At 64.1% G+C, this 20,544-nt stretch carries 25 protein-coding genes; 4 read left to right on the top strand and 21 right to left on the bottom strand.

All coding sequences use genetic code 11. The features are described 5' to 3' along the window. Positions 1-345: 345 nt before the first annotated feature. Complete coding sequence (locus A1351_RS05340; RefSeq protein ID WP_064032445.1) at positions 346-1,647, bottom strand: MFS transporter; 1,302 nt, start codon at positions 1,645-1,647, stop codon at positions 346-348. Positions 1,648-1,660: 13 nt separating this feature from the next. Further along, positions 1,661-2,410 carry a class I SAM-dependent methyltransferase gene (locus tag A1351_RS05335; RefSeq protein ID WP_064032444.1) on the bottom strand — a complete coding sequence of 250 codons (750 nt, stop codon included), beginning with the start codon at positions 2,408-2,410 and terminating at the stop codon, positions 1,661-1,663. A gap of 226 nt (positions 2,411-2,636) precedes the next feature. On the opposite strand from A1351_RS05335, the gene A1351_RS05330 reads away from it, so the two are divergent. Beyond that, positions 2,637-3,350 carry a FadR/GntR family transcriptional regulator gene (locus tag A1351_RS05330; protein ID WP_064032443.1) on the top strand — a complete coding sequence of 238 codons (714 nt, stop codon included), beginning with the start codon at positions 2,637-2,639 and terminating at the stop codon, positions 3,348-3,350. Positions 3,351-3,391: 41 nt separating this feature from the next. On the opposite strand, the gene A1351_RS24465 is transcribed toward A1351_RS05330, so the two are convergent. The 4 genes from A1351_RS24465 to A1351_RS05320 form a co-directional block, all read right to left on the bottom strand. Further along, complete coding sequence (locus tag A1351_RS24465) at positions 3,392-3,544, bottom strand: hypothetical protein (protein ID WP_157096122.1); 153 nt, start codon at positions 3,542-3,544, stop codon at positions 3,392-3,394. Then, positions 3,541-3,666 (bottom strand): hypothetical protein, encoded by a 126-nt coding sequence (locus tag A1351_RS25985; protein WP_256388640.1) that lies wholly within the window; start codon positions 3,664-3,666, stop codon positions 3,541-3,543. Before A1351_RS25985 ends, A1351_RS24465 begins: the two co-directional genes overlap by 4 nt. Then, positions 3,663-4,013: a hypothetical protein gene (locus A1351_RS05325; protein WP_371441455.1), complete on the bottom strand. Its 351-nt coding sequence runs from the start codon at positions 4,011-4,013 to the stop codon at positions 3,663-3,665. Before A1351_RS05325 ends, A1351_RS25985 begins: the two co-directional genes overlap by 4 nt. A gap of 349 nt (positions 4,014-4,362) precedes the next feature. Further along, positions 4,363-4,662, bottom strand: a complete 300-nt coding sequence (locus A1351_RS05320) for a hypothetical protein (protein WP_064032442.1) — start codon at positions 4,660-4,662, stop codon at positions 4,363-4,365. A gap of 130 nt (positions 4,663-4,792) precedes the next feature. Here A1351_RS05320 and A1351_RS23740 point away from each other — a divergent pair, with 130 nt between their 5' ends. Continuing rightward, positions 4,793-5,146 (top strand): helix-turn-helix transcriptional regulator, encoded by a 354-nt coding sequence (locus tag A1351_RS23740; RefSeq protein ID WP_083967157.1) that lies wholly within the window; start codon positions 4,793-4,795, stop codon positions 5,144-5,146. A gap of 29 nt (positions 5,147-5,175) precedes the next feature. Here A1351_RS23740 and A1351_RS05310 read toward each other — a convergent pair whose 3' ends face one another. Next, a complete protein-coding gene (locus tag A1351_RS05310; protein ID WP_064032441.1) occupies positions 5,176-5,727 on the bottom strand; it encodes a hypothetical protein in 552 nt (183 codons plus the stop codon). Between the two features lie 429 nt (positions 5,728-6,156). Here A1351_RS05310 and A1351_RS05305 point away from each other — a divergent pair, with 429 nt between their 5' ends. Further along, positions 6,157-7,074, top strand: a complete 918-nt coding sequence (locus A1351_RS05305; RefSeq protein ID WP_064032440.1) for a LysR family transcriptional regulator — start codon at positions 6,157-6,159, stop codon at positions 7,072-7,074. Here A1351_RS05305 and A1351_RS05300 read toward each other — a convergent pair. The 12 genes from A1351_RS05300 to A1351_RS05245 form a co-directional block, all read right to left on the bottom strand. Beyond that, positions 7,038-7,295: a DUF2274 domain-containing protein gene (locus A1351_RS05300; protein ID WP_064032439.1), complete on the bottom strand. Its 258-nt coding sequence runs from the start codon at positions 7,293-7,295 to the stop codon at positions 7,038-7,040. The two genes, A1351_RS05305 and A1351_RS05300, sit on opposite strands and share 37 nt — an antisense overlap. Continuing rightward, positions 7,292-8,500, bottom strand: a complete 1,209-nt coding sequence (locus A1351_RS05295) for a TrbI/VirB10 family protein (RefSeq protein WP_064032438.1) — start codon at positions 8,498-8,500, stop codon at positions 7,292-7,294. Before A1351_RS05295 ends, A1351_RS05300 begins: the two co-directional genes overlap by 4 nt. After that, the gene (trbG, locus tag A1351_RS05290) at positions 8,497-9,567 is read right to left on the bottom strand and encodes a P-type conjugative transfer protein TrbG (RefSeq protein ID WP_064032437.1); all 1,071 of its coding nucleotides are present in this window, start codon (positions 9,565-9,567) and stop codon (positions 8,497-8,499) included. Before trbG ends, A1351_RS05295 begins: the two co-directional genes overlap by 4 nt. Continuing rightward, the gene (gene trbF / locus A1351_RS05285; protein WP_064032436.1) at positions 9,564-10,247 is read right to left on the bottom strand and encodes a conjugal transfer protein TrbF; all 684 of its coding nucleotides are present in this window, start codon (positions 10,245-10,247) and stop codon (positions 9,564-9,566) included. The genes trbG and trbF overlap by 4 nt, the downstream gene beginning before the upstream one ends. A 3-nt stretch (positions 10,248-10,250) precedes the next feature. Beyond that, entirely contained in the window at positions 10,251-11,591 is a 1,341-nt protein-coding gene (gene trbL, locus A1351_RS05280) for a P-type conjugative transfer protein TrbL (protein ID WP_064032435.1), read from the bottom strand. Beyond that, positions 11,588-11,848, bottom strand: coding sequence for a putative entry exclusion protein TrbK-alt (trbK-alt, locus tag A1351_RS05275; protein WP_245291579.1), 261 nt, complete (start codon positions 11,846-11,848; stop codon positions 11,588-11,590). Before trbK-alt ends, trbL begins: the two co-directional genes overlap by 4 nt. Before the next feature lie 63 nt (positions 11,849-11,911). Next, on the bottom strand, positions 11,912-12,655 hold the full coding sequence (gene trbJ / locus A1351_RS05270) for a P-type conjugative transfer protein TrbJ (RefSeq protein ID WP_064032433.1): 744 nt from the start codon (positions 12,653-12,655) through the stop codon (positions 11,912-11,914). Beyond that, entirely contained in the window at positions 12,655-15,090 is a 2,436-nt protein-coding gene (trbE, locus tag A1351_RS05265) for a conjugal transfer protein TrbE (RefSeq protein WP_064032432.1), read from the bottom strand. Before trbE ends, trbJ begins: the two co-directional genes overlap by 1 nt. A 7-nt stretch (positions 15,091-15,097) precedes the next feature. Further along, positions 15,098-15,376: a VirB3 family type IV secretion system protein gene (locus A1351_RS05260; protein WP_064032431.1), complete on the bottom strand. Its 279-nt coding sequence runs from the start codon at positions 15,374-15,376 to the stop codon at positions 15,098-15,100. Beyond that, a complete protein-coding gene (locus A1351_RS05255) occupies positions 15,376-15,714 on the bottom strand; it encodes a TrbC/VirB2 family protein (protein ID WP_064032430.1) in 339 nt (112 codons plus the stop codon). Before A1351_RS05255 ends, A1351_RS05260 begins: the two co-directional genes overlap by 1 nt. After that, the gene (gene trbB / locus A1351_RS05250) at positions 15,711-16,697 is read right to left on the bottom strand and encodes a P-type conjugative transfer ATPase TrbB (RefSeq protein ID WP_083967155.1); all 987 of its coding nucleotides are present in this window, start codon (positions 16,695-16,697) and stop codon (positions 15,711-15,713) included. The genes A1351_RS05255 and trbB overlap by 4 nt, the downstream gene beginning before the upstream one ends. Before the next feature lie 165 nt (positions 16,698-16,862). Continuing rightward, positions 16,863-17,420 (bottom strand): XRE family transcriptional regulator, encoded by a 558-nt coding sequence (locus A1351_RS05245; protein ID WP_244594562.1) that lies wholly within the window; start codon positions 17,418-17,420, stop codon positions 16,863-16,865. Positions 17,421-17,482: 62 nt separating this feature from the next. On the opposite strand from A1351_RS05245, the gene A1351_RS05240 reads away from it, so the two are divergent. Further along, a complete protein-coding gene (locus A1351_RS05240) occupies positions 17,483-18,043 on the top strand; it encodes a GNAT family N-acetyltransferase (RefSeq protein ID WP_064032427.1) in 561 nt (186 codons plus the stop codon). Between the two features lie 49 nt (positions 18,044-18,092). Here the strand turns inward: A1351_RS05240 and A1351_RS05235 are convergent, their stop codons facing one another. Further along, a complete protein-coding gene (locus A1351_RS05235; protein ID WP_064032469.1) occupies positions 18,093-18,536 on the bottom strand; it encodes a ribbon-helix-helix domain-containing protein in 444 nt (147 codons plus the stop codon). 9 nt (positions 18,537-18,545) lie between these two features. Beyond that, on the bottom strand, positions 18,546-20,525 hold the full coding sequence (locus A1351_RS05230; protein ID WP_064032426.1) for a conjugal transfer protein TraG: 1,980 nt from the start codon (positions 20,523-20,525) through the stop codon (positions 18,546-18,548). Positions 20,526-20,544 lie beyond the last annotated feature (19 nt).

Below are 20,544 nucleotides of genomic sequence, written 5' to 3'. Positions count from 1 at the left end.
ATGCCATGGACTGATTATTCGAGTATCGAAGAATCATCCCTAGAAAATCCTTTAGTCATGCCGGCATATCCAACCTGATGAGGGTCGCCGCTGGTGATGAAGCCCGCTCGTCCTCCCGATGGACCAATAGTTTAGGCCCGCACAGCGTCGCAATGGCCGTCGGAGGCCACTTATCCGATTCCGCCTCGACGTGGCAAGGGTTGCGCCAGCGTCCCGCACTGGATCCGGATGTTCGTCGTATGCGGCTCACATGCCGTCGCGGGGGCGGTCATGCCACCCCCGTACTTCGTCCACCACTTCTAGAGGGTGACATTCCGAGATCCCGCGCTTGCGGCACGCATCGCCTCACCGTTCGCCCCTTAGCAAGCCGATCGCCGCGCCCAAAAGGCAGAGCGCCGTCATGTAATAGAAGGGCGCCGTGGGAAGGGCGCGCTCGCCGACCAAAAGGGCCATCAAAGGCGGCGTCGTTCCGCCGATGATGGCATAGGCCGTGTTGTAGGACAAAGCGAATCCCGTGAAGCGCAGTTCGGGCGGGAAGCTGCGGATGATCAGATAGGGGGTGAGCGTGATCGTTCCGATCGCGAAACCGCCGATCGCATAGAGATGCAGACTCCATGCGCCGCCATTACCGAGGGAGAAGCCGAGCGCGGCGATGACCGCCGCCATCGCAGCACCGCCGATCGCATAGGCTTTCTCGCCACCGATGATATCCGTCATGCGGCCCACGAAGACGCTGCCGAGGATCAGTAGCGAAATGGACCAACAGTTGGCGGTGAAGACATCCGCCGCTCGATAGTCGAATTGCGACTGAAGATAAGTGGGCAGATAGAGGAAATAGGTCACGAAGACGCCGGCGAATACCCAGGTCGCGGCCATGGAGACGAGAACCTCGCTCTTGCAGCGCATGAAGACGAGCGAGATCGGCAGTCCGGCGTCAGCGACACGCCGCTCGCGAAGCGCCTCGAAGACCGGCGTCTCCCGCAAATGCTTCCTTAGATAGACCGAGATCAGGCCGAAGACGCCGCCGAGGATGAAAGGAATGCGCCAGCCCCAGGCGGTGAGATCATCGGCGGCGAGGCTTGCCGTCAGTATTTTGGCGGTGAGCGCGCCCATCAATATTCCGCAGCAAAGCCCGCCCATCAGCAGCCCGCAGGCGAAGCCCACCCGGGATTTATGGACATGCTCGGCGCAGAAGATCCATGCGCCGGGTACTTCGCCACCCACGGACAGCCCTTGCAGAAGCCGGCAGAACAGGAAGAGGAGCGGAGCGGCGAAGCCGATCGTCTGGTAATCGGGCGTCAGGCCGACCAGCAGCGTGGGAAAGGCCATCAGGAAGAGGCCGAGCGCGAACATTCTCTTGCGGCCGACGCGGTCGCCGAAATGCGCGAAGACGACGCCGCCGATCGGGCGCACGAGATAGCCGGCGGCGAAAATGCCGAAGACCTGGAGCTGCGAGAGCCATTGCGGGCTGTCATGCGGGAAGAAGACCGCGGCGAGGGTCTTGGCGAAGAAAACGCCGACGATGAAATCATAATATTCGAGCGCGCCGCCGAGAGAGGCGAGCGCCAGCGTCTTCGCCTGTTCACGAGAGAGACCGCGCAACGCAGCGATTTCGGCGGACGCCAGAGGACGGGTTTGGACTGTCATGGGTCTGTTCCGATCAATCGATGCCGCGCGCCGCGCTCGAAGGCTTCGTGGCCGTCACCAGCATATCGACCCCCTCGCGATAATTCGATCGCACATCGGCGAAGCCGAGAGCGCGCATCGTCGACAAAGTTGCCGAAGAATACATGAGGCGATCGGCGGATTCGTCGCTGAAGAGATGCACGATCCAATCCTCGAGGAGATCGTAGCGCTTCGCCTCGCCGAAGACCTTGAACATGTTGCGGACGTCCGCCTGCGTGGATGCGAGCTGAAGATCGTGATCATCCAGCGCGAAACGATCGCCATTGATGAACAGGCCGCCCGGCTCGAGAACCCGTAGGATCTCCGCGAAGAGCTCGCGCCTGTAACGATGATCGAAATTGTGGATGGCGTAATTGGAGGCGACGATGTCGACGCTCGCGGCGGGCCGCTCTTTCAGATAGAGGAGCGCATCGCTCTCGATGAATTCGACGCGGTCGGCGCGGGCATAGGAGGCGAGATTTTCGCGCGCCTGCTTCAACATCGCCGGCGAGGCGTCGACCGCGCGAAGGCTCAGATCATCACGCTGCGAGAGCAGCGAGCGCGTGCTGGTTCCCGTGCCGCAGCCGATCTCCAGTCCCCGCAAGGCGGCGCCGGGCCGCCAGGCTGCGACCGCCGCGCCGAGATTCGTCGTCACCGTCACGATGTTGGGGCAGATGAACGGAAGGAAATCATATTCCTCGCCGATAGGGCCGGTGAATAGGTTGTCGTCGCTTGCCGAAGCCATGATCTTCGCTCCCTTCGCTCGTCTGCTTTTGCCGTAGACTCCTCCCGGAGCCTCTTCCGACGCGATCTTGTCGAGCCGGAACGCTCTTTCCCGAGCCTCTCGATATCGACTCCCCGAGCGAGGCGTCGACATTCTATTCATCGGCTGATAGGATCATCCTATGTTTGCTCACGGCCGTCAAGCTCGCGGCTACTGGCGAGCGGCGTCTTCTGATATGAGGTCGAATATGTCGCCCCCGACCACGATCCCGCAGGCGCCTCGGCGCTCGCTCGTCGAGTCCACGATCGATCTGATCCGCGCTCAGGTCGAAAGCGGCGCGTGGAAAGTCGGCGCGAAAATCCCCAACGAGCAGGAGCTCGCCGACATGCTCGATGTGGGCCGGAACACGGTGCGGGAGGCGATCCGCGTTCTCTCCCACGCGCAGGTTCTCGAAGTCCGCCAGGGCGACGGCACTTATGTGCGAACGAATGTGGATGCGGCCGAGACCATGCGCCGGATCGGCCGCTCCAGCCTGCGAGAGCATTATGAGCTGCGGGCGATGCTGGAAGCCGAGGCGGCTCGTCTCGCCGCGATGCACCGCTCGGAGGCCGACGTCGCATTCTTGAGAGAGCTGCTGAGCCGGCGTGGCGAACGCAGGGACCATGCGGCGCGCGCGGATTTCGTCGACGCCGACATAGCGTTCCACGGGGCCATCGCGCGCATGTCGGGCAATGCGGCGCTCGCCGAGCTCTATCGCTATTTCGCGGGCTCCGTGCGCGTCTATATGTCGGAGGCGCTGGACGAAGGCGACCTCCCCAATCCGGGACTGGACCTCCATGCCGTCATCATCGATGCGATCGCGCGTCGCGATGGCGACGCGGCGGCCGCAGCGGCGCGCGCGGTGGCGACGCCCGTGATCGCCGCGCTTTCGAGCGGGCGGGCGGAGCCCTCGAAAGTGTGAGGGTGCTTCAGGGCGGGCAGAGATTGACGTTTCGCTGGCCTCTATACGCTATCTAGCGGCCGATGGCTGTCGAAGGGCAGGACGCGGCCCGTCAAATCTTCCGTGATCATGATGTCGATGGTGGCGGTCAGACTGTTGCGGCGCTTGCCGGCGGGAAAGATCGCCGCGCCCGTGCGCGGTTCGGCCTCGCTCACCGCGCTGAAAAACAGCTGGTCGAGTCCTGCACGGCGAACCAGTCCAAGACCGCGTGCGCGGGCTTAGTCCGGATCAGCTCAGAGACGACGTTGCTGTCGAGCAGGATGACGGCCTCGTTCATGAGAACGATGGAGGTCCACGCATCGGGCCGCGCGCGGGAAGCTCCAACTCCACGCCGCCGATGGCGGCGAAGCGGGAGTGCATAGCTTTGCCGAGATTCTTCGGCGCGATGACGCCTCTGATCGCGCGGCGGAGGATTTCCCGCGCTTCTTCTTCCATGGAGCGGCCATGTTCAGCCGCGCACATGCGTAAGCGACGCTTCAAATCGTCGTCTAGATTGCGGATTGTGATACTTGCCACGACAGCCTCCAGAATGGCGTCGTCAACAAAATGGGCAATGATTGCAGTGCAATCAAGTTTGGCGTTGCCGGATGGAACGCGCGACGTGAATTTCGCCGGACGCGCCACGTGGGCTTTTTCCGGCCTCGGCAGCAAGGGGAACGAAGCAAAAGCTCCTTCCGCCCAACGATCCTTGATAGGGAGCGTTGCGGCTGTGGCGGAATAAACGAAATTGCACGGAGGTGTTCGGCACCGCCAGCGTCAAAGACGTCTCGTCGGCGGCGATGATGTCGACTTCGAGCGCCTCTCCAGGGCGGTCTATGTCAGTGAGAGTTATTCGTCTTTCCACAACAGATGCTCCCAAAATGAATCTTTGAAATGTGATCGACGTCAATCGTGCTGCTGGTCAGGAAACGTCAGCTCCTGATGGCGCAAGTGCAATGCGCCGCCGTAGCCGGCGTACCGAAAACGCGATCGACTAATTATCCGTGCGGCGCATTCTCACGTTTTCCAACGCCTCTCGTATCATTTCGTCGACCGCGAAGCGGACATTGCTCTCGAGCGCGTCGAGCCCGTCTCTGCCGATCAGATAGAGAGCGTCGTCGACGTGCGATTCGAGGAAATAGCGGGAGATGATCGGCTGGTCGAAACCCGCACCTCTCGTTCTCGCTCTGATGCTCGCCATCGCAGCGTCACGCAGCGCGCGAGCGAACTGCTCGCGCGTGCTCAACAAAATCGTCGCCAAAGAGACGGCGTGACCCAGATGCTTCTCACGCATATTCGGACTCTCGATTGGTTACGGACTCGCCCCCTCTGCCGCGCCGGCGCTTTCCCTCCTCGAACCGAACGCTACCATTTGTAGAGTATACTCCGTAGATAAATACTCTTCAAGCTGGCTGGTTCTCGTCATGGAAATGCGAGAGACGCTGGCGCGCAATCTGAGGAAATATCGACGGGCTCAACGCCTGTCGCAGGAGGAGCTCGGCCACCGAGCCGAGCTCGACCGGACCTATATCAGCTCGATCGAACGCTGCGTCTATTCGGCGACAGTCGACGTCGTCGGCCGCCTCGCCGACGCTCTCGGCGTCCCAGCGCTCGAACTTTTGAGGCCTGCGAGCGAAAGCGCGGAGGCGAAATCGTCATCCGCGGCATCAGCTGAAGTCGCCGGTACGAAGGGGCAGCCCAAGAAAGGCGCAAAGCCGTCTCGGAAAAGTGAGGAGCCCGCGCAAAGGCGGGCAATTCGAAAGAAGCCGGGTCCATAGCCGAGCGGCCATGGACCCGAGCACGAGGATCACATCGGCGAGACTGCCGCTTCCGGGGACGCCAGTCGGGCGATATCCGCCAGCGCCGAGCGCAGTTCCGGCCAAGGAAATTCCGCATCTGTCGGGCTCGGCTCGCCGAGCTGAATGAGGATGGCGAGCTTGGCCGCGACGCCCGGCAGGCTGGAGGCTTTCGTCTTCGGGACCGAAGCCACAAAGTCGCGCTCCTTGCTGAGAGCGGCGCGGAGTTCACCGTCCACGGAGTCGAAGCCGAGCGCCGCCGCCGCCTCGTCCCATCGCTTTTGCTGCTCGTCGAACGCAGCGATCAGCGCTTCTCTCTCGATGGCCGGCTCGTTCGCGATCAGCTCCTCGATCTCGTCGACCGATTGCGCGATTCTCGGCTCCTCCTCGCCCGAAATGCGGATCGCAACCTCGGGGATGCCGACCGAGTGAATGAGCTTCTTCTCGATGCGCTGCCACTGGCGCGTCAGTGCGACGACCTGAGTGTGATTGGCTTGCCAGTTCCGCCAGAGCTGCAGCGCAGGGTCGGACGGCTCCCCTCCCGTCCTCTTCCCGGACGGCAAGGCGCCGGTTCCTCGCAAAATCGCGCGCCAGCTAACGGCGGGCGGAGTCGTGCTATCTTCAGAATCAGCCATGATCCAGGCTCCTACCAAGCGTGGGTTGTGGTCAGGCCGGGCGGGTTGTTACCAGCATCCCGTTCGGCCGCTGCTCGTGAAATTGCAGCCGGAGGAAGGTAAGCCGGCTAGAACGTTTTAGCAACGTATATTGGAAACGCAGGAGCGGTCGGACTGCGCGAGACGGCGCATCGATTACGGAGAAATCGGGTCCGTTCGCCGAAAAACCCATAGCGTGCAAAGCGATAGCCGTCCATTCGACGGCCTTGAAAAGGCCATTTATTTTCAATGAAGTAGGAAGCATTAGAACGGCCGCTGGCGGTCCCGTCGTCGGCATGTCCGATTCTGGAAATCAGCTTGTGAAACCGGGCTTTTCAGGTGAATTCGGAGCTTCGAGATCTGAAATGGGCCCTTGTCGCCTCGCGGCATCGAAGCCTTCGGCAAGCGGCGGAGACGCTGAACACGCGTCAATCCACCCTCAGCCGTCGATTGCATGATCTCGAATGTGAGCTCGGCGTGGACTTGTTCGAACGCACGACCGGCGGAACGAAGCTCACGACGGTCGGTCGTGAATTTCTGGATGCGGCGCGGCCCATTGTCGACGAAGCGGACCGTCTCTTCCTCACGTTCAAGACGCGCCGCAATGGCGGAAGCAGGCCATTGCGAATAGGGATTTGCTCGTCGCTTTCGGCCGGCAATCTGCGGGAGACGCTCGCGGAGTTGTGCCGCCAGATCGCGGATGCGGATATTCTCCTGGTCGACGGCGCCAAGGTGGGATTGCTCGGCGAACTCGCCGCCGGCGCGATCGACGTCGCCATATTGACCTCCGGCGGCGGAAGGTGGAACGACCGCGTTCTGCCGCTCTGGGGCGAACGGGTCGTCGTCGCCGTTCAGGAAAATCACCCGCTCAATAATCGGCCAGCGATCCAATGGCGGGAGCTTTGCGACAATCGGATATTGCTGACGCGGAGCGGCGTCGATTCCGAACTCGAGCAATTGCTGAGCGTGAAGGCCGGCGGCTCGGATGCTTTGCGTATCAGCTATCAGGATGTCAGCCTCGACAGGCTGCTGAGCCTCGTCGGCGCCGGCTATGGCGTCGCGCCACTGCTCGAAGGCGCCGTCGGCTTCGTCTGCCCCGGAGTGGCCCATCGCGAGCTGCATGGCGACTGTGGGCAAATGCGGCTTCAGTTCGCGGCCTATTGGAAAGAGACAAACAGCAATCCGATGCTGCAACCATTTCTCGATCTTTTACGCGCCCGCTATCCCGACCTTTCGGTTTCCGCGACATCGGATTGAGGTTTCGGACGCGTCCGAGTCTTCGCGAAGGCTCTGTCTGTCGCGATGAAGCGCTGAAGCATCGGAACGATCAGCTTGAGCGGATCGGCGATATTTTGCCCATTGGCTCGGCCGAGCGCGTCGGCATAGGCGGTGAGATCGCGATGCAGAGAGGCGGGAATCTCGACGGTGATTTTGACGGGCTTGTCGTCGGCGAGCGGACCGAGCTTCAGTTTCGTCACGGCGCCGTCCCTTCCTTGTATGGAGTCAAGACGAGGTCTCTCGTCACCAGCACACGGACGGGGAAGCCCGGTCGGATGGTGAGAGTGGGCTGGACATTTAGCTGGCGTTGAACGAGCAACTGCCCGGTCTGATTCGCGCTGTTGGAGCCGCCGCGGCGGATCGCCTGAATGAGGCTGCTCTCACTGCCTGTCGTTCCGGCTTCGGCGCCGACGCTGAGCAGCGTCGAGATCGCAGCGCCTTTGATCAGCATGTCCCAATGATTGTCGACCTCGTCCTCGAGGCCGGCATAGCCCGCCGCATCGGCGCCGGGTTGCCGCTCCAGCACGATCGAGGCTCCATTGGGCATGATGAGCCGGGTCCAGGCGAGGAGCACACGCCTTTGGCCGTAAGCGACGGAGCTGTCGTATTGGCCGATGAGCTTCGCGCCCTGAGGGATGAGCAGAAACTTCCCTGTCGGACTGTCGTAGATCGCTTCGGTCACCTGGGCGGTGATCTGTCCCGGCAGATCGGAGCGGAGGCCGGTGATGAGCGCAGCGGGGATGACGGTTCCCGCCTGAACGACGTAGGACGACGCAGGCTTGGCGAGCCGATCGGGACTGACGGTTCGCCGATCGGTTGAGGCGGTCAGAAAAGCGGTTTTGCGATCCTGCATATTCTGTGCAGAGCCGGCGTCGACAGACGGCGTCGCGACGGCGCCAGCGTCGCCCGCGGCGATTATGGTCGGAGCGATCGGGGTGACCGGCCTCTCGTGCTCACTCGTCTGAGTAAAGAGGCGGCTCACGCGCGCGGCCTCACCTTCCTGCGCGCGGCGCTGCGCTTCTGGATCGGACGCCGAGGCGCCGACGATCGTCGTATTGCCTGCCGCGCCAGCGTTCAAAATCGGCCGCCCGAGATCGCCCGGCAGAGGCGGCCCGAGCGGCGGCGCCGGGCGGGGCATTCCCGTGTAATCCTTGGGAAGGTTCGCGAGGCCGTCGGCGGCGGGACGGTTCTGCGTGTTGTAGAGTTCCTGGGCCGCGCCGTTCCTGTCGCGGGGTTGCAGAGCGTAGCCGAGCGCGCCGGCGATCGCGAGGGCCACGACGCTCGCCAAGCCGATTAGCACCTTGCGCGACAGCCGCGTCACGCGCGGGCGTTCGCCTCGGAGGCGAAGGTCCGGCGTGATCGGCGCTGACGAGCTAAATCTCTCGTCATTCCCGTCCGGCGTCATGAGCGCGGCCTTCCATCGGTGCGAACGATGCGCACGCGCCGCTCGCTATCCGCGTCGCCGAGGCGCAGTTCCGCGGCGGCGAAGAGACGGTCGACGATGTAATAATTTCGGCTGACTCGATAATTGACGAGCTCCGAGCCGCCGGCTGGACCGATGACGAACAGCGGCGGCGTCTCGCCCTGGCGAATGCCGGTGGGGAATTCGATATAGACCTTCGATCCATCATCGAAGGCGCGTAGCGGCCGCCAGGCCGGACTGTCGCCCTGGATGGCGTAGCGGAAATTCAGCGCGGAAACGTCGACGCCCGTCGCGATCGGCGCGGCAGATTCGGCGATCGCGTTCTGACGGCGCAAGGCGATGAGCTGGTCTTCTGGATACTGCCAGGAAACCGAGGCCATATAGGTCTTCTCGGTCGATCGCAGCTCGAGCAGATAGGTGCGCCGATCGGTGTTGACGACGAGATTGGTGACGAGGTCCGGCCGCGTCGGCTTGACGAGGATGTGGATCTTTTTGGTCGCGCCGGCGCCACTCTCGGTGTCGCCGATGATCCAGCGCACGGTGTCGCCGGCAGCGACCGGTCCCGAGCCGACGAGTTGCTCGCCCTCCTGCAGGGCCACGTCGGTGATCTGTCCCGGCGCGGCATAGACCTGATAGAGGGCGCCACCCGAGAAGGGATAGACGTGCACGGCGTTGATGAATCCGTCGCGCACCGGCTGCACGCGGGCGGCGGCGTTGGCCTGATTGACGCGCACGGCTGGATCGGCGGGCTCGGGCGGCGCCTTGCCGGCGTGCAGCGGCTTCAACTGGCCCGGCAAGGGAAGCGGCTTGACGAGGGTGACGATTTTCACCGGCGCCGGCGGATCGGCGGAGAGCCGCGCCGGCGCGGCGTCATCGTAATCGATGTCAGGCGGAATGAATTTCGCGCATCCGGCCAGCGAGGGCACGGAAATGAGCAGAATCGCAAAGCCGGCTTTACGGAAAGACGCGTTTCCTCTTTTGCGGAACCGCATGTTGACGGCGATGTGCGAAGCCGGATCGCCGGCTTTCAGGAAATTCGGCCGGGTCATTGTCCGAGCTCCTTGGACCAGTTGATGGCGTTGACGTAGACGCCGAGAGGATTCTTGCGGAGGCGATCGGCGTCGGTCGGTGGTTGGATGGCGATGGTGAGGATTGCGGTCCATCGCGTCGTGTCGGCGAGCGCGCCGTCCTGATAGCGGCGCTCGATCCAGGCGACGCGGAACGAGTCGGCCGAGGCGCGGATGACGCTGGAGACGTCGACGGCGATCTGCTGCTTGCCGAGCTTGGCGAAGGGATCGTTGGCGCGGGCGTAGTCGTTGAGCGCGGCGGCGCCCGCCGTCGTCGTGAAATCGTAGGCCTGCAGCCAGCTCTGTCGGACCACGACCGGATCGGCCGGTGCGGCGCGCACGTCCTTGATGAAGCGGGCGAGATACCAGGCGATTTGCGGATCGGACGGCGTGTAATCGGCGGTCGCCGGCGCGATGGCGCGCGCCTCGCCGAGCTGGTCGATTTGAACGACCCACGGGACGATGGTCCCATGCGTCGACTGCCAGACGAGGCCGGCCGCTAGACCGCAGGACAAGAGCAGAGAGCCGAAAGCCATCAGCCGCCAGTTCTTCGCCTGGACGCGTGCGGAGCCGATGCGCTCGTCCCAGACCTGCGCGGCTCTCTGATAGGGCGTCTCCGGTTCGGGCGTGCGGCCGTAGCGCACCGAGGCGCGTCGGAACATGGTCTATTCCTCTTGTGAGAGATCGACGGAATGGCCGCCGCCGTGGCTGTCGCCGGACTGAATGACATGCGCGGCGGTCGTCGCGCCGTGGCTCGCGAGTTGATTTCGCTTCATGCGCCGCGCCCAGGCGGGCGGCGCATTCTCGGGCGAAGCGCTGGTTGCGCCGTCGCCGACCGCGCCTGTGGTCGACGATCCGCCGGTCGCCGCGAAGGCGGCGCGTGCGCCGGCGGAATAGTTCTCGGTCAAGGAACTGGTCGCGCGAGCGGCCGCGCGGCGGAAGGGAGCCGCTGCGACGGCTCCCGCGGCGCGGCCGACGCCGGCAAGTCCGGCGGCGACAGCCGAAGGCCCGGACTCGCCGGCCGAGCCGAGCGCATAGGCCGACGCGGCTCCGCCGGCGAGTCTCGCGCCGCCGCGCGCGGTGGCGGCGGCTCCCGAGGCGGCGGCCGTCGCTCCCTTCCCGGCGAGGCCGAGCGCCGCGCCTCCGAGCATTCCGGCGCCCGCGACGGCGACGCCGGTTCCGACGGCAGCGCCGGCGCCGAGCTGCGGCGCGCCGGAGACGAGGCCGGTGGCAATGCCGGGACCGAATATGCCGAGGCCGAGCATGGCGAGCGCGGCGAGCACGACGGAGAGCGTCTGCTCGATCGTCGGCTGCTCGCCGCCATAGCTCGTCGTGAATTGCGAGAAGAGGCCCGAGCCGATGCCGACGATGACGGCGAGCGTCATCACCTTCACGCCTGAGGCGACGATATTGCCGAGCACTTTCTCGGCGAGAAAGGCGGTCTTGTTGAAGAGCGCGAAGGGAATGAGCACGAAGCCGGCGAGCGTCGTCAGCTTGAACTCGATCAGCGTGACGAAGAGCTGAATGGCGAGAATGAAGAAGGCGATGACGATCAGCAGCCAGGAGATCATCAGCACGGCGATCTGAACGAAATTGGCGAAGAAGGACGCAAAGCCCATCATCTGGCTCGCGGCGTCGAGCAGCGGCTGACCGGCGTCGAGGCCGACCTGAGCGAGACGGCCCGGCCGCAGGAACTCGGCGGTCGACACCGAAGAGCCGCCGGCCCTGAGGCCGACGCCGGCGAAGCTATTGAAGACGATTCCCGAGAGCTTGTTGAAGTTGGTGATGAGGAAAGCGAAGAAGCCGATGTAGAGCGTCTTCCTGACGAGCCTCTGGATCACGTCCTCGTCGGCGCCCCAGGCCCAGAACAGGCCGGCGAGCGTGATGTCGATCGCGATCAGCGTGGAGGAGAGATAGGCGACATCGCCCTTCAGCAGGCCGAAGCCGGAATCGATATAGGTCGTGAAAGTGTTCAGGAAGGAGTCGATGACGCCGACATTGTTCATCGCGCGGCGCCTTTTGATGTGGCTGCGGCCGGCGCGGCCGTGGGAGGCGTCGGCCGCGCCGGCCTGCCGAAGAAGCGGCGGCGGTTCTCCGTCCAGACCGCCTCGCAGCGCTGGTCTTCGGCATCCTGGAGACCGAGCGCGCCGCAGCGGCGCAACTCGGCGGAAAGATCGTCTGGATCGTTGACGAAGGCAGCGCCGGCGTCACGGATGATCGGCGCAGGCGCATCGAAGTCGAGCGTAGAGAGCGTCGCGATCAATGTGGCGATCAGAATGAGGATCGCACCGGCGCGCCATATGTCCCACCGCCGCATGACCGCGCCTCAATTGCTATGGAACATGGTGACATTGCCCGGCTGATAGCCGGAGCGGGTCGAAAAGCGTCGATATTGCTCCTGTCCTTGCGACTCCGTCGCCGTGATGCGCGACTGCTCCAGCGCGTCGGCGCGGCTCTTGGCTGCGACCACGGCGACGAGATCGGAGAGCTGCTGCGATTGCAGCGCGAGCAGCTGATTGCCCGCCTGCGCCGCCTGCAGCGCGCCGGTCGCCGTCTGGCTGGCGGAGGTCAGCGACGACATGGCGGAGCCGTTGCTCGAGATGTTGCCGATGACGCCGGCCTGCACCTTCAAGGAATCTTCGAAAGCCGCGACGGAATTCCGCCAGCGGGTCTGCGCCGTGGCGATCAGCCCCGAGTTGGAGGCGCTCGTCGACGCCGCACCATAGGTCGTCGTAAAGGCGGATTCGATCTGCTGGACATCGAAGGCGATGAGCTGCGCCTGGGCGAGCAGCGACTGCGTCTTCTGGATCGTCGTCTGGAGCTGGTTCAAGGTCGAGAGCGGCAGGCTTGCGAGATTGCGCGCCTGATTGGTCAGCATCTGCGCCTCATTGGCGAGGCTCTGGATTTGATTATTGATCTGCTGCAGCTCGCGCGCTGCGGTGAGCACGTTCTGTGAGAAATTGGTCGGATCGTAGACGACGATCTGCGCAGGCGTCGGATCGGCGATGATGAGAAGCGAGAGAGCCACGGCGGAGAACAGGCCCGCGCGGCGAAAAGAGCGAGCGGCCATCAGGAAAACTCCAGATTGGTGAGGTCGGGGATGAGGTCGGCTGCCCATTCGAGCCCGCGCTCGATCAGCCATCCACGCAGGAATCCATCCGGCCCGTGCTCGGCGAGGATGCGCTCGATCTCGGCGTGGTCGCTCTTGGAGGAGGCGGCGCAAAGAGCGAGGCCGATCGGTCCGAGCCCCAGTTCGAAGAGGCGATTGCCGCGCCGCGATTGGCAGTAATAGTCGCGCTTGGGCGTCGCTCGGGCGATGATCTCGATCTGGCGATCGTTGAGGCCGAAGCGGCGATAGATTGCGGTGATCTGCGGCTCGATCGCCCTTTCGTTCGGGAGGAAGATGCGGGTCGGACAGCTCTCGACGATCGCCGGCGCGATCGGGCTATTGTCGATGTCGGAGAGCGACTGCGTGGCGAAGACGACGGAGGCGTTCTTCTTTCGTAAGGTCTTCAGCCATTCGCGCAGCTGACGCGCGAAGGCGGGATCGTCGAGAACCAGCCAGCCCTCGTCGATGACGAGCAAGGTCGGACGACCGTCCAGGCGCTGCTCGAGGCGATGAAAGAGATAGGTGAGGACCGCTGCGGCGGCGCCGGCGCCGATGAGTCCTTCCGTTTCGAAGGCCTGGAAATTGGAATAGCCGAGGCGCTCCTCTTCGGCGTCGAGCAGCCGGCCGAAGGCGCCGCCGACGCAATAGGGTTGAAGCGCCTGCTTCAGGGCCGTCGATTGCAACAAGACGGCGAGACCGGTGAGCGTGCGTTCACCGGGCGGCGACGAGGCGAGCGAGGTGAGCGCCGACCAGACATGCTCCTTCGCCGTCGGATCCATGGTGGCGCCTTCCTTGGCGAGGATGGCGGCTACCCATTCCGCCGCCCAGGCGCGCTCGGCTGCATCGTCGATGTGGGCGAGCGGCTGGAGCGACACGTTGTCTTCGGTACCTGCCGACAGACCGCCTCCGAGATCGTGCCAATCGCCGCCGCAGGCGAGCGCCGCCGCGCGGATCGAGCCGCCGAAATCGAAGGCGAAGATTTGCGCGCGCACATAGCGACGAAACTGCATCGCCGTCAGCGACAGCAGCACGGATTTGCCGGCGCCGGTCGGACCGACGATCAGCGTATGACCGACGTCGCCGACGTGCAGCGAAAAGCGGAAGGGCGTCGAGCCCTCGGTCTTACCGAAGAGCAAGGGAGAGGCGCGAAGATGCTCGTCTCTGTCCGCTCCCGCCCAGACGGCGGAGAGCGGAATCATATGGGCGAGATTGAGCGTCGAGATCGGCGGCTGGCGGACATTGGCGTAGGCGTGGCCGGGAAGTGAGCCGAGCCAGGCTTCGACCGCATTCACGCCTTCGGCTATGCAGGTGAAATCGCGGCCCTGGATCGCCTTCTCGACGAGGCGGAGCCGTTCCGTCGCAATGGCAGGGTCTTCGTCCCAGACGGCGACAGTGGCGGTGACATAGGCCTCGCCGACGTCATCCGCGCCGAGCTCCTGCAGCGCGACGTCGGCGTCGGCGGCCTTGTTCGCCGCATCGGAGTCGACGAGGGTCGACGCTTCGTTGGTCATCACCTCCTTGATGATGGCGGCGACGGATTTTCGCTTGGCGAACCACTGCCGCCGAATCTTGGTCAGAAGCCGAACGGCTTCCGTCTTGTCGAGCAGTATGGCGCGCGTCGACCAGCGATAGGGGAAGGCGAGACGATTGAGCTCGTCGAGAATGCCGGGATGAGTCACGGTCGGAAAGCCGACGATGGTCAGAATCCGCAGATGCGTGTTTCCGAGCCGAGGCTCCAACCCGCCGGTGAGCGGCTGGTCAGCGAGCAGCGCGTCGAGATGCATCGGCGTTTCCGGGACGCGAACGCGCTGGCGGCGCGTCGAGATCGTCGAATGCAGGAAGGTCAGCGTCTCGCCGTCATCGAGCCATTCGGCCTCGGGCATGAAGCTCTCGATCAATTGCAGCACGCGGCTGGTGCGATCGACGAAGCTGCGCAGCAGTTCCCAAGGGTCGACGCCGTCCTGCGCGCGGCCTTCATAGAGCCATTTCTCGGCGCGCGATGCGTCCTCCTCCGGCGGCAGCCAGAGGAGCGTCAGGAAATACAGGCTCTCGAAATGCGCGCCCGCCTCCTCGAAGGCGTTCTGGCGTTCGAGGTCGACGAGCGCCGAGGCCGGATCGGGAAAGCGGTCGTGCGGATAATGCTGCGCCGGCGCCCGATCGGCTTCGACGAAGATGGCCCAACCGGAGCCGAGGCGGCGCAGCGCATTGTTGAGGTGGGCGGTCACGCCGACGAGCTCGGCCGGCGTCGCGCTGTCGAGATCTGGGCCGCGGAAGCGCGCCGTGCGCTGGAACGAGCCGTCCTTGTTGAGCACGACGCCTTCGGCGACGAGAGCGGCCCAGGGCAAGAAATCCGCGAGGCTCGTCGGTCGGGCACGATATTCGGCGAGATCGAGCATGGCAGCCTCACACGCCGAAATAGGCCGGATAGCGTAGGTGACGGCGCACGACCTCGACGAATTGCGGATCGCGCTTCGCCGCCCAGACCGCGGCGCTGTGGCTGACCAGCCAGAACAGCGCGCCGGGAAGCCAGAGGCGGAGTCCGAGCACAATAGCCGCGGCGAGCGTGCCATTGGCGATGGCGACCGCCCGCGGCGCTCCGCCGAGCAGGATCGGATCGGTCAGCGCCCGATGCACGGGGACGAAGAAGCCGGGGACGTCCTCGGCGCTGTTGAACCCGCTCATCAGATCAGCGCTCCGCCGGAGAAGGAGAAGAAGGAGAGGAAGAAGGAGCTGGCGGCGAAAGCGATCGACAGGCCGAAGACGATCTGGATCAGGCGGCGGAAACCGCCCGACGTGTCGCCGAAGGCGAGCGTGAGGCCGGTCACCGTGATGATGATGACGGAGATGATTTTGGCGACCGGGCCCTGGATGGATTCGAGAATTTGGTTGAGCGGCGTTTCCCACGGCATCGACGAGCCGGAGGCTCGGGCCGAAGATGAAGAAATCACCGTGCAGGTGACGATTGCAGCGAAAGTGACGATGCGTCGGCCAAATCGGCTATTCGGAGCAACGGGCGTCATGATTGGTCTCCTGCGACATGTGCAGCGATCGAAAGGACGCGGTAATCGCCAGTGGATGGATCGGGTCCGTCGACGGTCGCGAGCTCGGCGAGGCGGCGCTCATTGCCGCGGCCCTGCAGAACGGCGATGACATCGATGGTCTCGGCGATCAGCGTGCGCGGCACGGTGATCACGGCTTCCTGAATGAGCTGCTCGAGACGGCGCAGCGCCCCGAGCGCCGTGCCGGCGTGAATGGTGGCGATGCCGCCGGGATGTCCGGTGCCCCAAGCCTTCAGCAGGTCGAGGGCTTCCGCGCCGCGCACCTCGCCGATCGGAATGCGGTCGGGCCGCAGTCGAAGCGACGAGCGCACGAGGTCGGAAAGGGAAACGACGCCGTCCTTGGTGCGCAGAGCGACGAGGTTTGGCGCGCGGCATTGCAGCTCGCGCGTATCCTCGATCAGCACGACGCGATCGGCCGTATGCGCGATCTCGGCGAGCAGTGCATTGGCGAGTGTCGTCTTGCCGGTCGACGTGCCACCAACGACGAGTATGTTCTTCCGATCCGCGACGGCCGTTCGCAGGACGTCCGCCTGACCTGGCGTCATGATTCCGGCGCGCGCGTAGTCGTCGAGCGTGAACACTGCGACGGCAGGCTTGCGGATCGCGAAGGCGGGCGCCGCCACGACGGGCGGAAGAAGTCCTTCGAACCTCTCTCCCGTCTCGGGCAGTTCCGCCGAGACGCGCGGCGATCCGGGATGCACCTCGGCGCCGACATGATGGGCGACGAGCCGCACGATGCGCTCGCCATCGGCCGCCGACATTCTGCAGCCGCTATCCTCGAGGCCGCTCGACAATCTATCGATCCAGAGCCTTCCGTCCGGATTGAGCATGACCTCGACGACGGTAGGGTCTTCGAGAAAGCTCGCGACGGCCGGTCCGAGCGCGGTGCGGAGCATGCGTGCGCCGCGCGCATGGGCCTGCGAATGGAGAAGAGATGCTGCCAAACCCGCCCCCGCTTCGGTCGATCGCGCGAGGGCGATCCACCGTGGGGATGATTAGAAAAGGCAAGAAACCGGGCGGATCAACAAGGCTTCGGTCGTCGTAGCAGCCGGTCGTAGTCCAGCGAAAAAATACTTGTTCGTTGGGCGGGAGCGTGCGCGCGTCGATGCCTATCTCAGCTGGATCGCCACGAGATAACGACACGGCTTTAGAGTAGCGTTTCGATAGGTCACATCCCTCGGCTCGCGGAATTGAAGGCGGTCGCCGGTGGACAGGAAATGCTCTTCGTCGCCTTCCCTCAGATTCAATTCACCTGACAGCATCCAGACGACATGCTGACGGTCGATGTAAGTGCTCGCTGGAAACGACACGCTTTTGCCGGCAGGCAACATGATCTCGACCATCTCGAAAGGCACACGCGGATCGACAAAAATTTGCCGTCGCACGTAATTTGTTTCTGGATCCCGCCAAGTTGGCTGGGCGTCCGCCCGCATCAGGCGGATGGGAGGCGACGCTCGCTCGAAACTCAGGAGTTCAGCGAGAGTCAGACCAAACGCCGTGGCGATCCTGGCGAGAGTATTTGCTGTCGGGCTGGCCTCGACGCGTTCGATCTTGCTCAGCATCGCCTTGGAGACACCAGAGTGGGTCGCCAGCTCTGCGAGCGACCAGCGGCGCGCTTGGCGTTCGTTCCGGATGCGCTCTGCGAGGGCTTGATCGACATTATCCATTATATTAGACATATCGTCTCATATATCTGATCCGGTTCCCGATCAAGCCGAGGCTATTCCCAATGCCGACGATTCGACCCGCACGTCCAGAGGATGCTCCCGCCATTGCAGCCGTCTATGCTCCGTTTGTGAGCGAAACAGCGATCTCCTTCGAGATCACGCCTCCGGACGCGGAGGAAATGTCTCGGCGGATGACGGCTTGTATGGCCGTCTACCCGTGGCTCGTCGCCGAGGACGGTGGGAGGATCGCAGGTTACGCCTATGCCGGCCGCTACAGCGGCCGAGCTGCGTACGATTGGGCTGTCGAGGTGACCGTTTACTTGCATCCAGATTATCATCGCAAGCACGTCGGAAGGCATCTCTATCAAACGCTCTTCGCAATTCTGAGGCGGCAGGGCGTCCACAGCGTGTTCGCGATTATAACCTTGCCGAACGACGCCAGCGTCGGACTTCATCGCGCATCGGGCATGAGAGAAATTGGCATCTATCGAGAGGTCGGCTTCAAGTTCGGGGAGTGGCGTGACGTCCTGTCGATGGGCATGACTCTTTCGGATCGGGCTTTGCCGATAGGGCCTCTAATCCCGTTCCCCCAACTCACTCTCGACAGGCAAGATTTTGAATAGTCGGACGATCTTCAATCAAAAGTCGGGACTGCGAATTCGTCCATGCAGTCTAATCCTTCGTCTCCTTCGAGACTTCCTTTGACGGCTCTGTGTCGAGCATGTCACGCGGAATCTCGTCGAGCAATGTCCGTCCCTGATTGAGTCGTCGCCCCAGCGCCTCGATGAAGCCTTCGTAGCGCTCGCGTCCTTTCACCTGGGCGGCCGCTTGCGCCTCTGGCGGCAAGGGTGGCGTCACGGTCAGCCAGAAGCGGACGAACAGCGCGAGCGCTTCGGTCGTGAGGCCGCTGTTGCGTTCGAGGCGTTGAACCTGACGTGTCAGCCGGTCCAGCCGCCGCGTGAAAGCGGCCTCCATTCGGTCTGCGCCGTCGGGCGACAGAAAGGACACGACCGCAGCCTCGACAATAGCGGAGCGCGTGAGGCGTCTTTGCGCCGCAAGCTCGTTGATCCTCGCGATCATCTCCACGGGAAGCGAGACATTGAGGCGGTCGCGCATCATCGCCTCCTACAGATCGAGGCCGTCGGCCGGGTCCATCGCGCCTTGACGGGCGAGGCCACCCATGCGCTGGCGGACGATCTCTTGCTGGCGCGCGGCCTGCTCCGGCGTATCGTCGATGATGGCGAATTCATTTCGGTCCCGACGTGACGGTGTCGTCTCCTTCACGATCGCGACGTGGTCGGGCAGCTCCGGTTCGCGTCGTAACCCGCCATTGGCTTCGTCCTCGGCGGTCGACCGCGCGACAAGGTCGGTTGCTGGGCGTTGGACCGGGAGAGCCGACCAGTCGTCCGGCCGGGGCGCGTGAGGCGCGTCTTTCGGCACCGGGAGAATCCGCTCAGCAAAGCGGCGATCCTCATAATAGCGCGCCTTCTTCGCCCGGATCGGATGCAGGCCCGACATCATGACGATCTCGTCGGATGGCGGGAGCTGCATGATCTCGCCGGGGGTGAGCAGCGGGCGCGCCGTCTCTGAGCGCGACACCATCAAATGACCGAGCCACGGCGAAAGCCGATGCCCGGCGTAGTTCTTCATCGCCTTCATCTCGGTCGCGGCGCCGAGCGCGTCGCTCACGCGTTTCGCGGTGCGCTCGTCATTGGTGGCGAAGGACACGCGCACGTGGCAATTGTCGAGGATCGAATTATTCGCCCCATAGGCCTTTTCGATCTGGTTCAGCGATTGCGCGATCAGAAAGCTCTTCAAGCCATAGCCCGCCATGAAGGCCAGCGCGCTCTCGAAGAAGTCGAGCCGCCCGAGCGCGGGGAATTCGTCGAGCATCAGCAGCATGCGGTGACGGCGGCCAGTGGGCCGCAACTCCTCGGTCAGGCGTCGACCAATCTGATTGAGCACGAGTCGGATCAGCGGCTTGGTGCGGCTGATGTCGGAGGGCGGCACCACGAGGTAGAGCGTGGCTGGATGCGCGCCGGACACGAGATCGGCGATCCGCCAGTCGCATTGGCGGGTCACTCTCGCCACGACGGGATCGCGATAGAGGCCCAGGAACGACATGGCGGTGCTGAGGACGCCCGAACGCTCATTGTCGGATTTGTTGAGAAGCTCGCGCGCGGCCGAGGCGACGACGGGATGAGGACCGCCGTCGCCGAGATGGCGGGTGGTCATCATCGCTCGCAGCGTCGTTTCGATCGGCCGGTTCGGATCGGACAGGAAGGCGGCGACGCCGGCGAGTGTCTTGTCGGCTTCGGCGTAGAGGACATGGAGGATGGCGCCGACAAGCAGCGAGTGGCTGGTCTTCTCCCAATGGTTCCGGCGCTCGAGCGATCCTTCCGGGTCGACCAGCACGTCGGCGACATTCTGCACGTCGCGGACTTCCCACTCGCCCCTGCGCACTTCGAGCAGCGGATTATAGGCAGACGAGTCGCCGTTGGTCGGGTCGAACAGCAGGGTGCGGCCATGGCCAGCGCGAAAGCCGGCGGTGAGCTGCCAGTTCTCGCCCTTGATGTCGTGGACGATGGCCGAGCCCGGCCAGGTGAGCAGCGTCGGCACGACGAGACCCACGCCTTTTCCGGACCGGGTCGGGGCGAAGCAGAGGACATGTTCCGGTCCGTCATGCCGCAGATATGAGGTTTCGTGCCGGCCGAGCACGACGCCGTCGGGGCCGAGCAGGCCAGCGGCCTTCATCTCGTCTGGACGCGCCCAGCGGGCGGAGCCATAGGTCTCGGCGTCGTCGGCCTCGCGGGCGCGCCAGATCGACATGGCGATCGCCGTCGCGATGGAGAGTGGTCCGGCCGAGGCTGCGATATATCCGCCTTCGACGAAGATCGCTGGCGCGTAGGCGTCGAAGGAGTACCACCACCAGAAGAAGGCGGGAGGCGGATAGAAGGGGAAATGGGCGAGCTCGAACCAGGGATGTCCGAGCTGCGGCTGAAAACCGAGGCGCCAGGCGGTCCATTCGGTCGCCGCCCATATCGTCGTCAGCACGATGAGCGACACGACGAGGATCTGGCCCCAGAGAATCCTTGTAGCTGACATGGAGGCCTCCGTTCAAATC

The organism is Methylosinus sp. R-45379 (assembly GCF_001644125.1).
Taxonomy (GTDB): domain Bacteria; phylum Pseudomonadota; class Alphaproteobacteria; order Rhizobiales; family Beijerinckiaceae; genus Methylosinus.
This window is presented reverse-complemented; position numbering and strand designations above follow the sequence as displayed.

Excerpts from the sequence above, each read along its gene's own strand:
- A1351_RS05240 (WP_064032427.1), top strand. The coding sequence starts at position 17,483 with ATGCCGACGATTCGACCCGCACGTCCAGAGGATGCTCCCGCCATTGCA.
- A1351_RS25985 (WP_256388640.1), bottom strand. The coding sequence starts at position 3,666 with ATGAACGAGGCCGTCATCCTGCTCGACAGCAACGTCGTCTCTGAGCTG.
- trbF (WP_064032436.1), bottom strand. The coding sequence starts at position 10,247 with ATGTTCCGACGCGCCTCGGTGCGCTACGGCCGCACGCCCGAACCGGAG.
- trbJ (WP_064032433.1), bottom strand. The coding sequence starts at position 12,655 with ATGGCCGCTCGCTCTTTTCGCCGCGCGGGCCTGTTCTCCGCCGTGGCT.
- A1351_RS05255 (WP_064032430.1), bottom strand. The coding sequence starts at position 15,714 with ATGACGCCCGTTGCTCCGAATAGCCGATTTGGCCGACGCATCGTCACT.
- A1351_RS05230 (WP_064032426.1), bottom strand. The coding sequence starts at position 20,525 with ATGTCAGCTACAAGGATTCTCTGGGGCCAGATCCTCGTCGTGTCGCTC.
- A1351_RS05295 (WP_064032438.1), bottom strand. The coding sequence starts at position 8,500 with ATGACGCCGGACGGGAATGACGAGAGATTTAGCTCGTCAGCGCCGATC.
- A1351_RS05235 (WP_064032469.1), bottom strand. The coding sequence starts at position 18,536 with ATGCGCGACCGCCTCAATGTCTCGCTTCCCGTGGAGATGATCGCGAGG.
- A1351_RS05245 (WP_244594562.1), bottom strand. The coding sequence starts at position 17,420 with ATGGATAATGTCGATCAAGCCCTCGCAGAGCGCATCCGGAACGAACGC.
- A1351_RS23740 (WP_083967157.1), top strand. The coding sequence starts at position 4,793 with ATGGAAATGCGAGAGACGCTGGCGCGCAATCTGAGGAAATATCGACGG.
- A1351_RS05260 (WP_064032431.1), bottom strand. The coding sequence starts at position 15,376 with ATGAGCGGGTTCAACAGCGCCGAGGACGTCCCCGGCTTCTTCGTCCCC.
- trbL (WP_064032435.1), bottom strand. The coding sequence starts at position 11,591 with ATGAACAATGTCGGCGTCATCGACTCCTTCCTGAACACTTTCACGACC.
- A1351_RS05340 (WP_064032445.1), bottom strand. The coding sequence starts at position 1,647 with ATGACAGTCCAAACCCGTCCTCTGGCGTCCGCCGAAATCGCTGCGTTG.
- trbG (WP_064032437.1), bottom strand. The coding sequence starts at position 9,567 with ATGACCCGGCCGAATTTCCTGAAAGCCGGCGATCCGGCTTCGCACATC.
- A1351_RS05320 (WP_064032442.1), bottom strand. The coding sequence starts at position 4,662 with ATGCGTGAGAAGCATCTGGGTCACGCCGTCTCTTTGGCGACGATTTTG.
- trbE (WP_064032432.1), bottom strand. The coding sequence starts at position 15,090 with ATGCTCGATCTCGCCGAATATCGTGCCCGACCGACGAGCCTCGCGGAT.
- A1351_RS05335 (WP_064032444.1), bottom strand. The coding sequence starts at position 2,410 with ATGGCTTCGGCAAGCGACGACAACCTATTCACCGGCCCTATCGGCGAG.
- A1351_RS05330 (WP_064032443.1), top strand. The coding sequence starts at position 2,637 with ATGTCGCCCCCGACCACGATCCCGCAGGCGCCTCGGCGCTCGCTCGTC.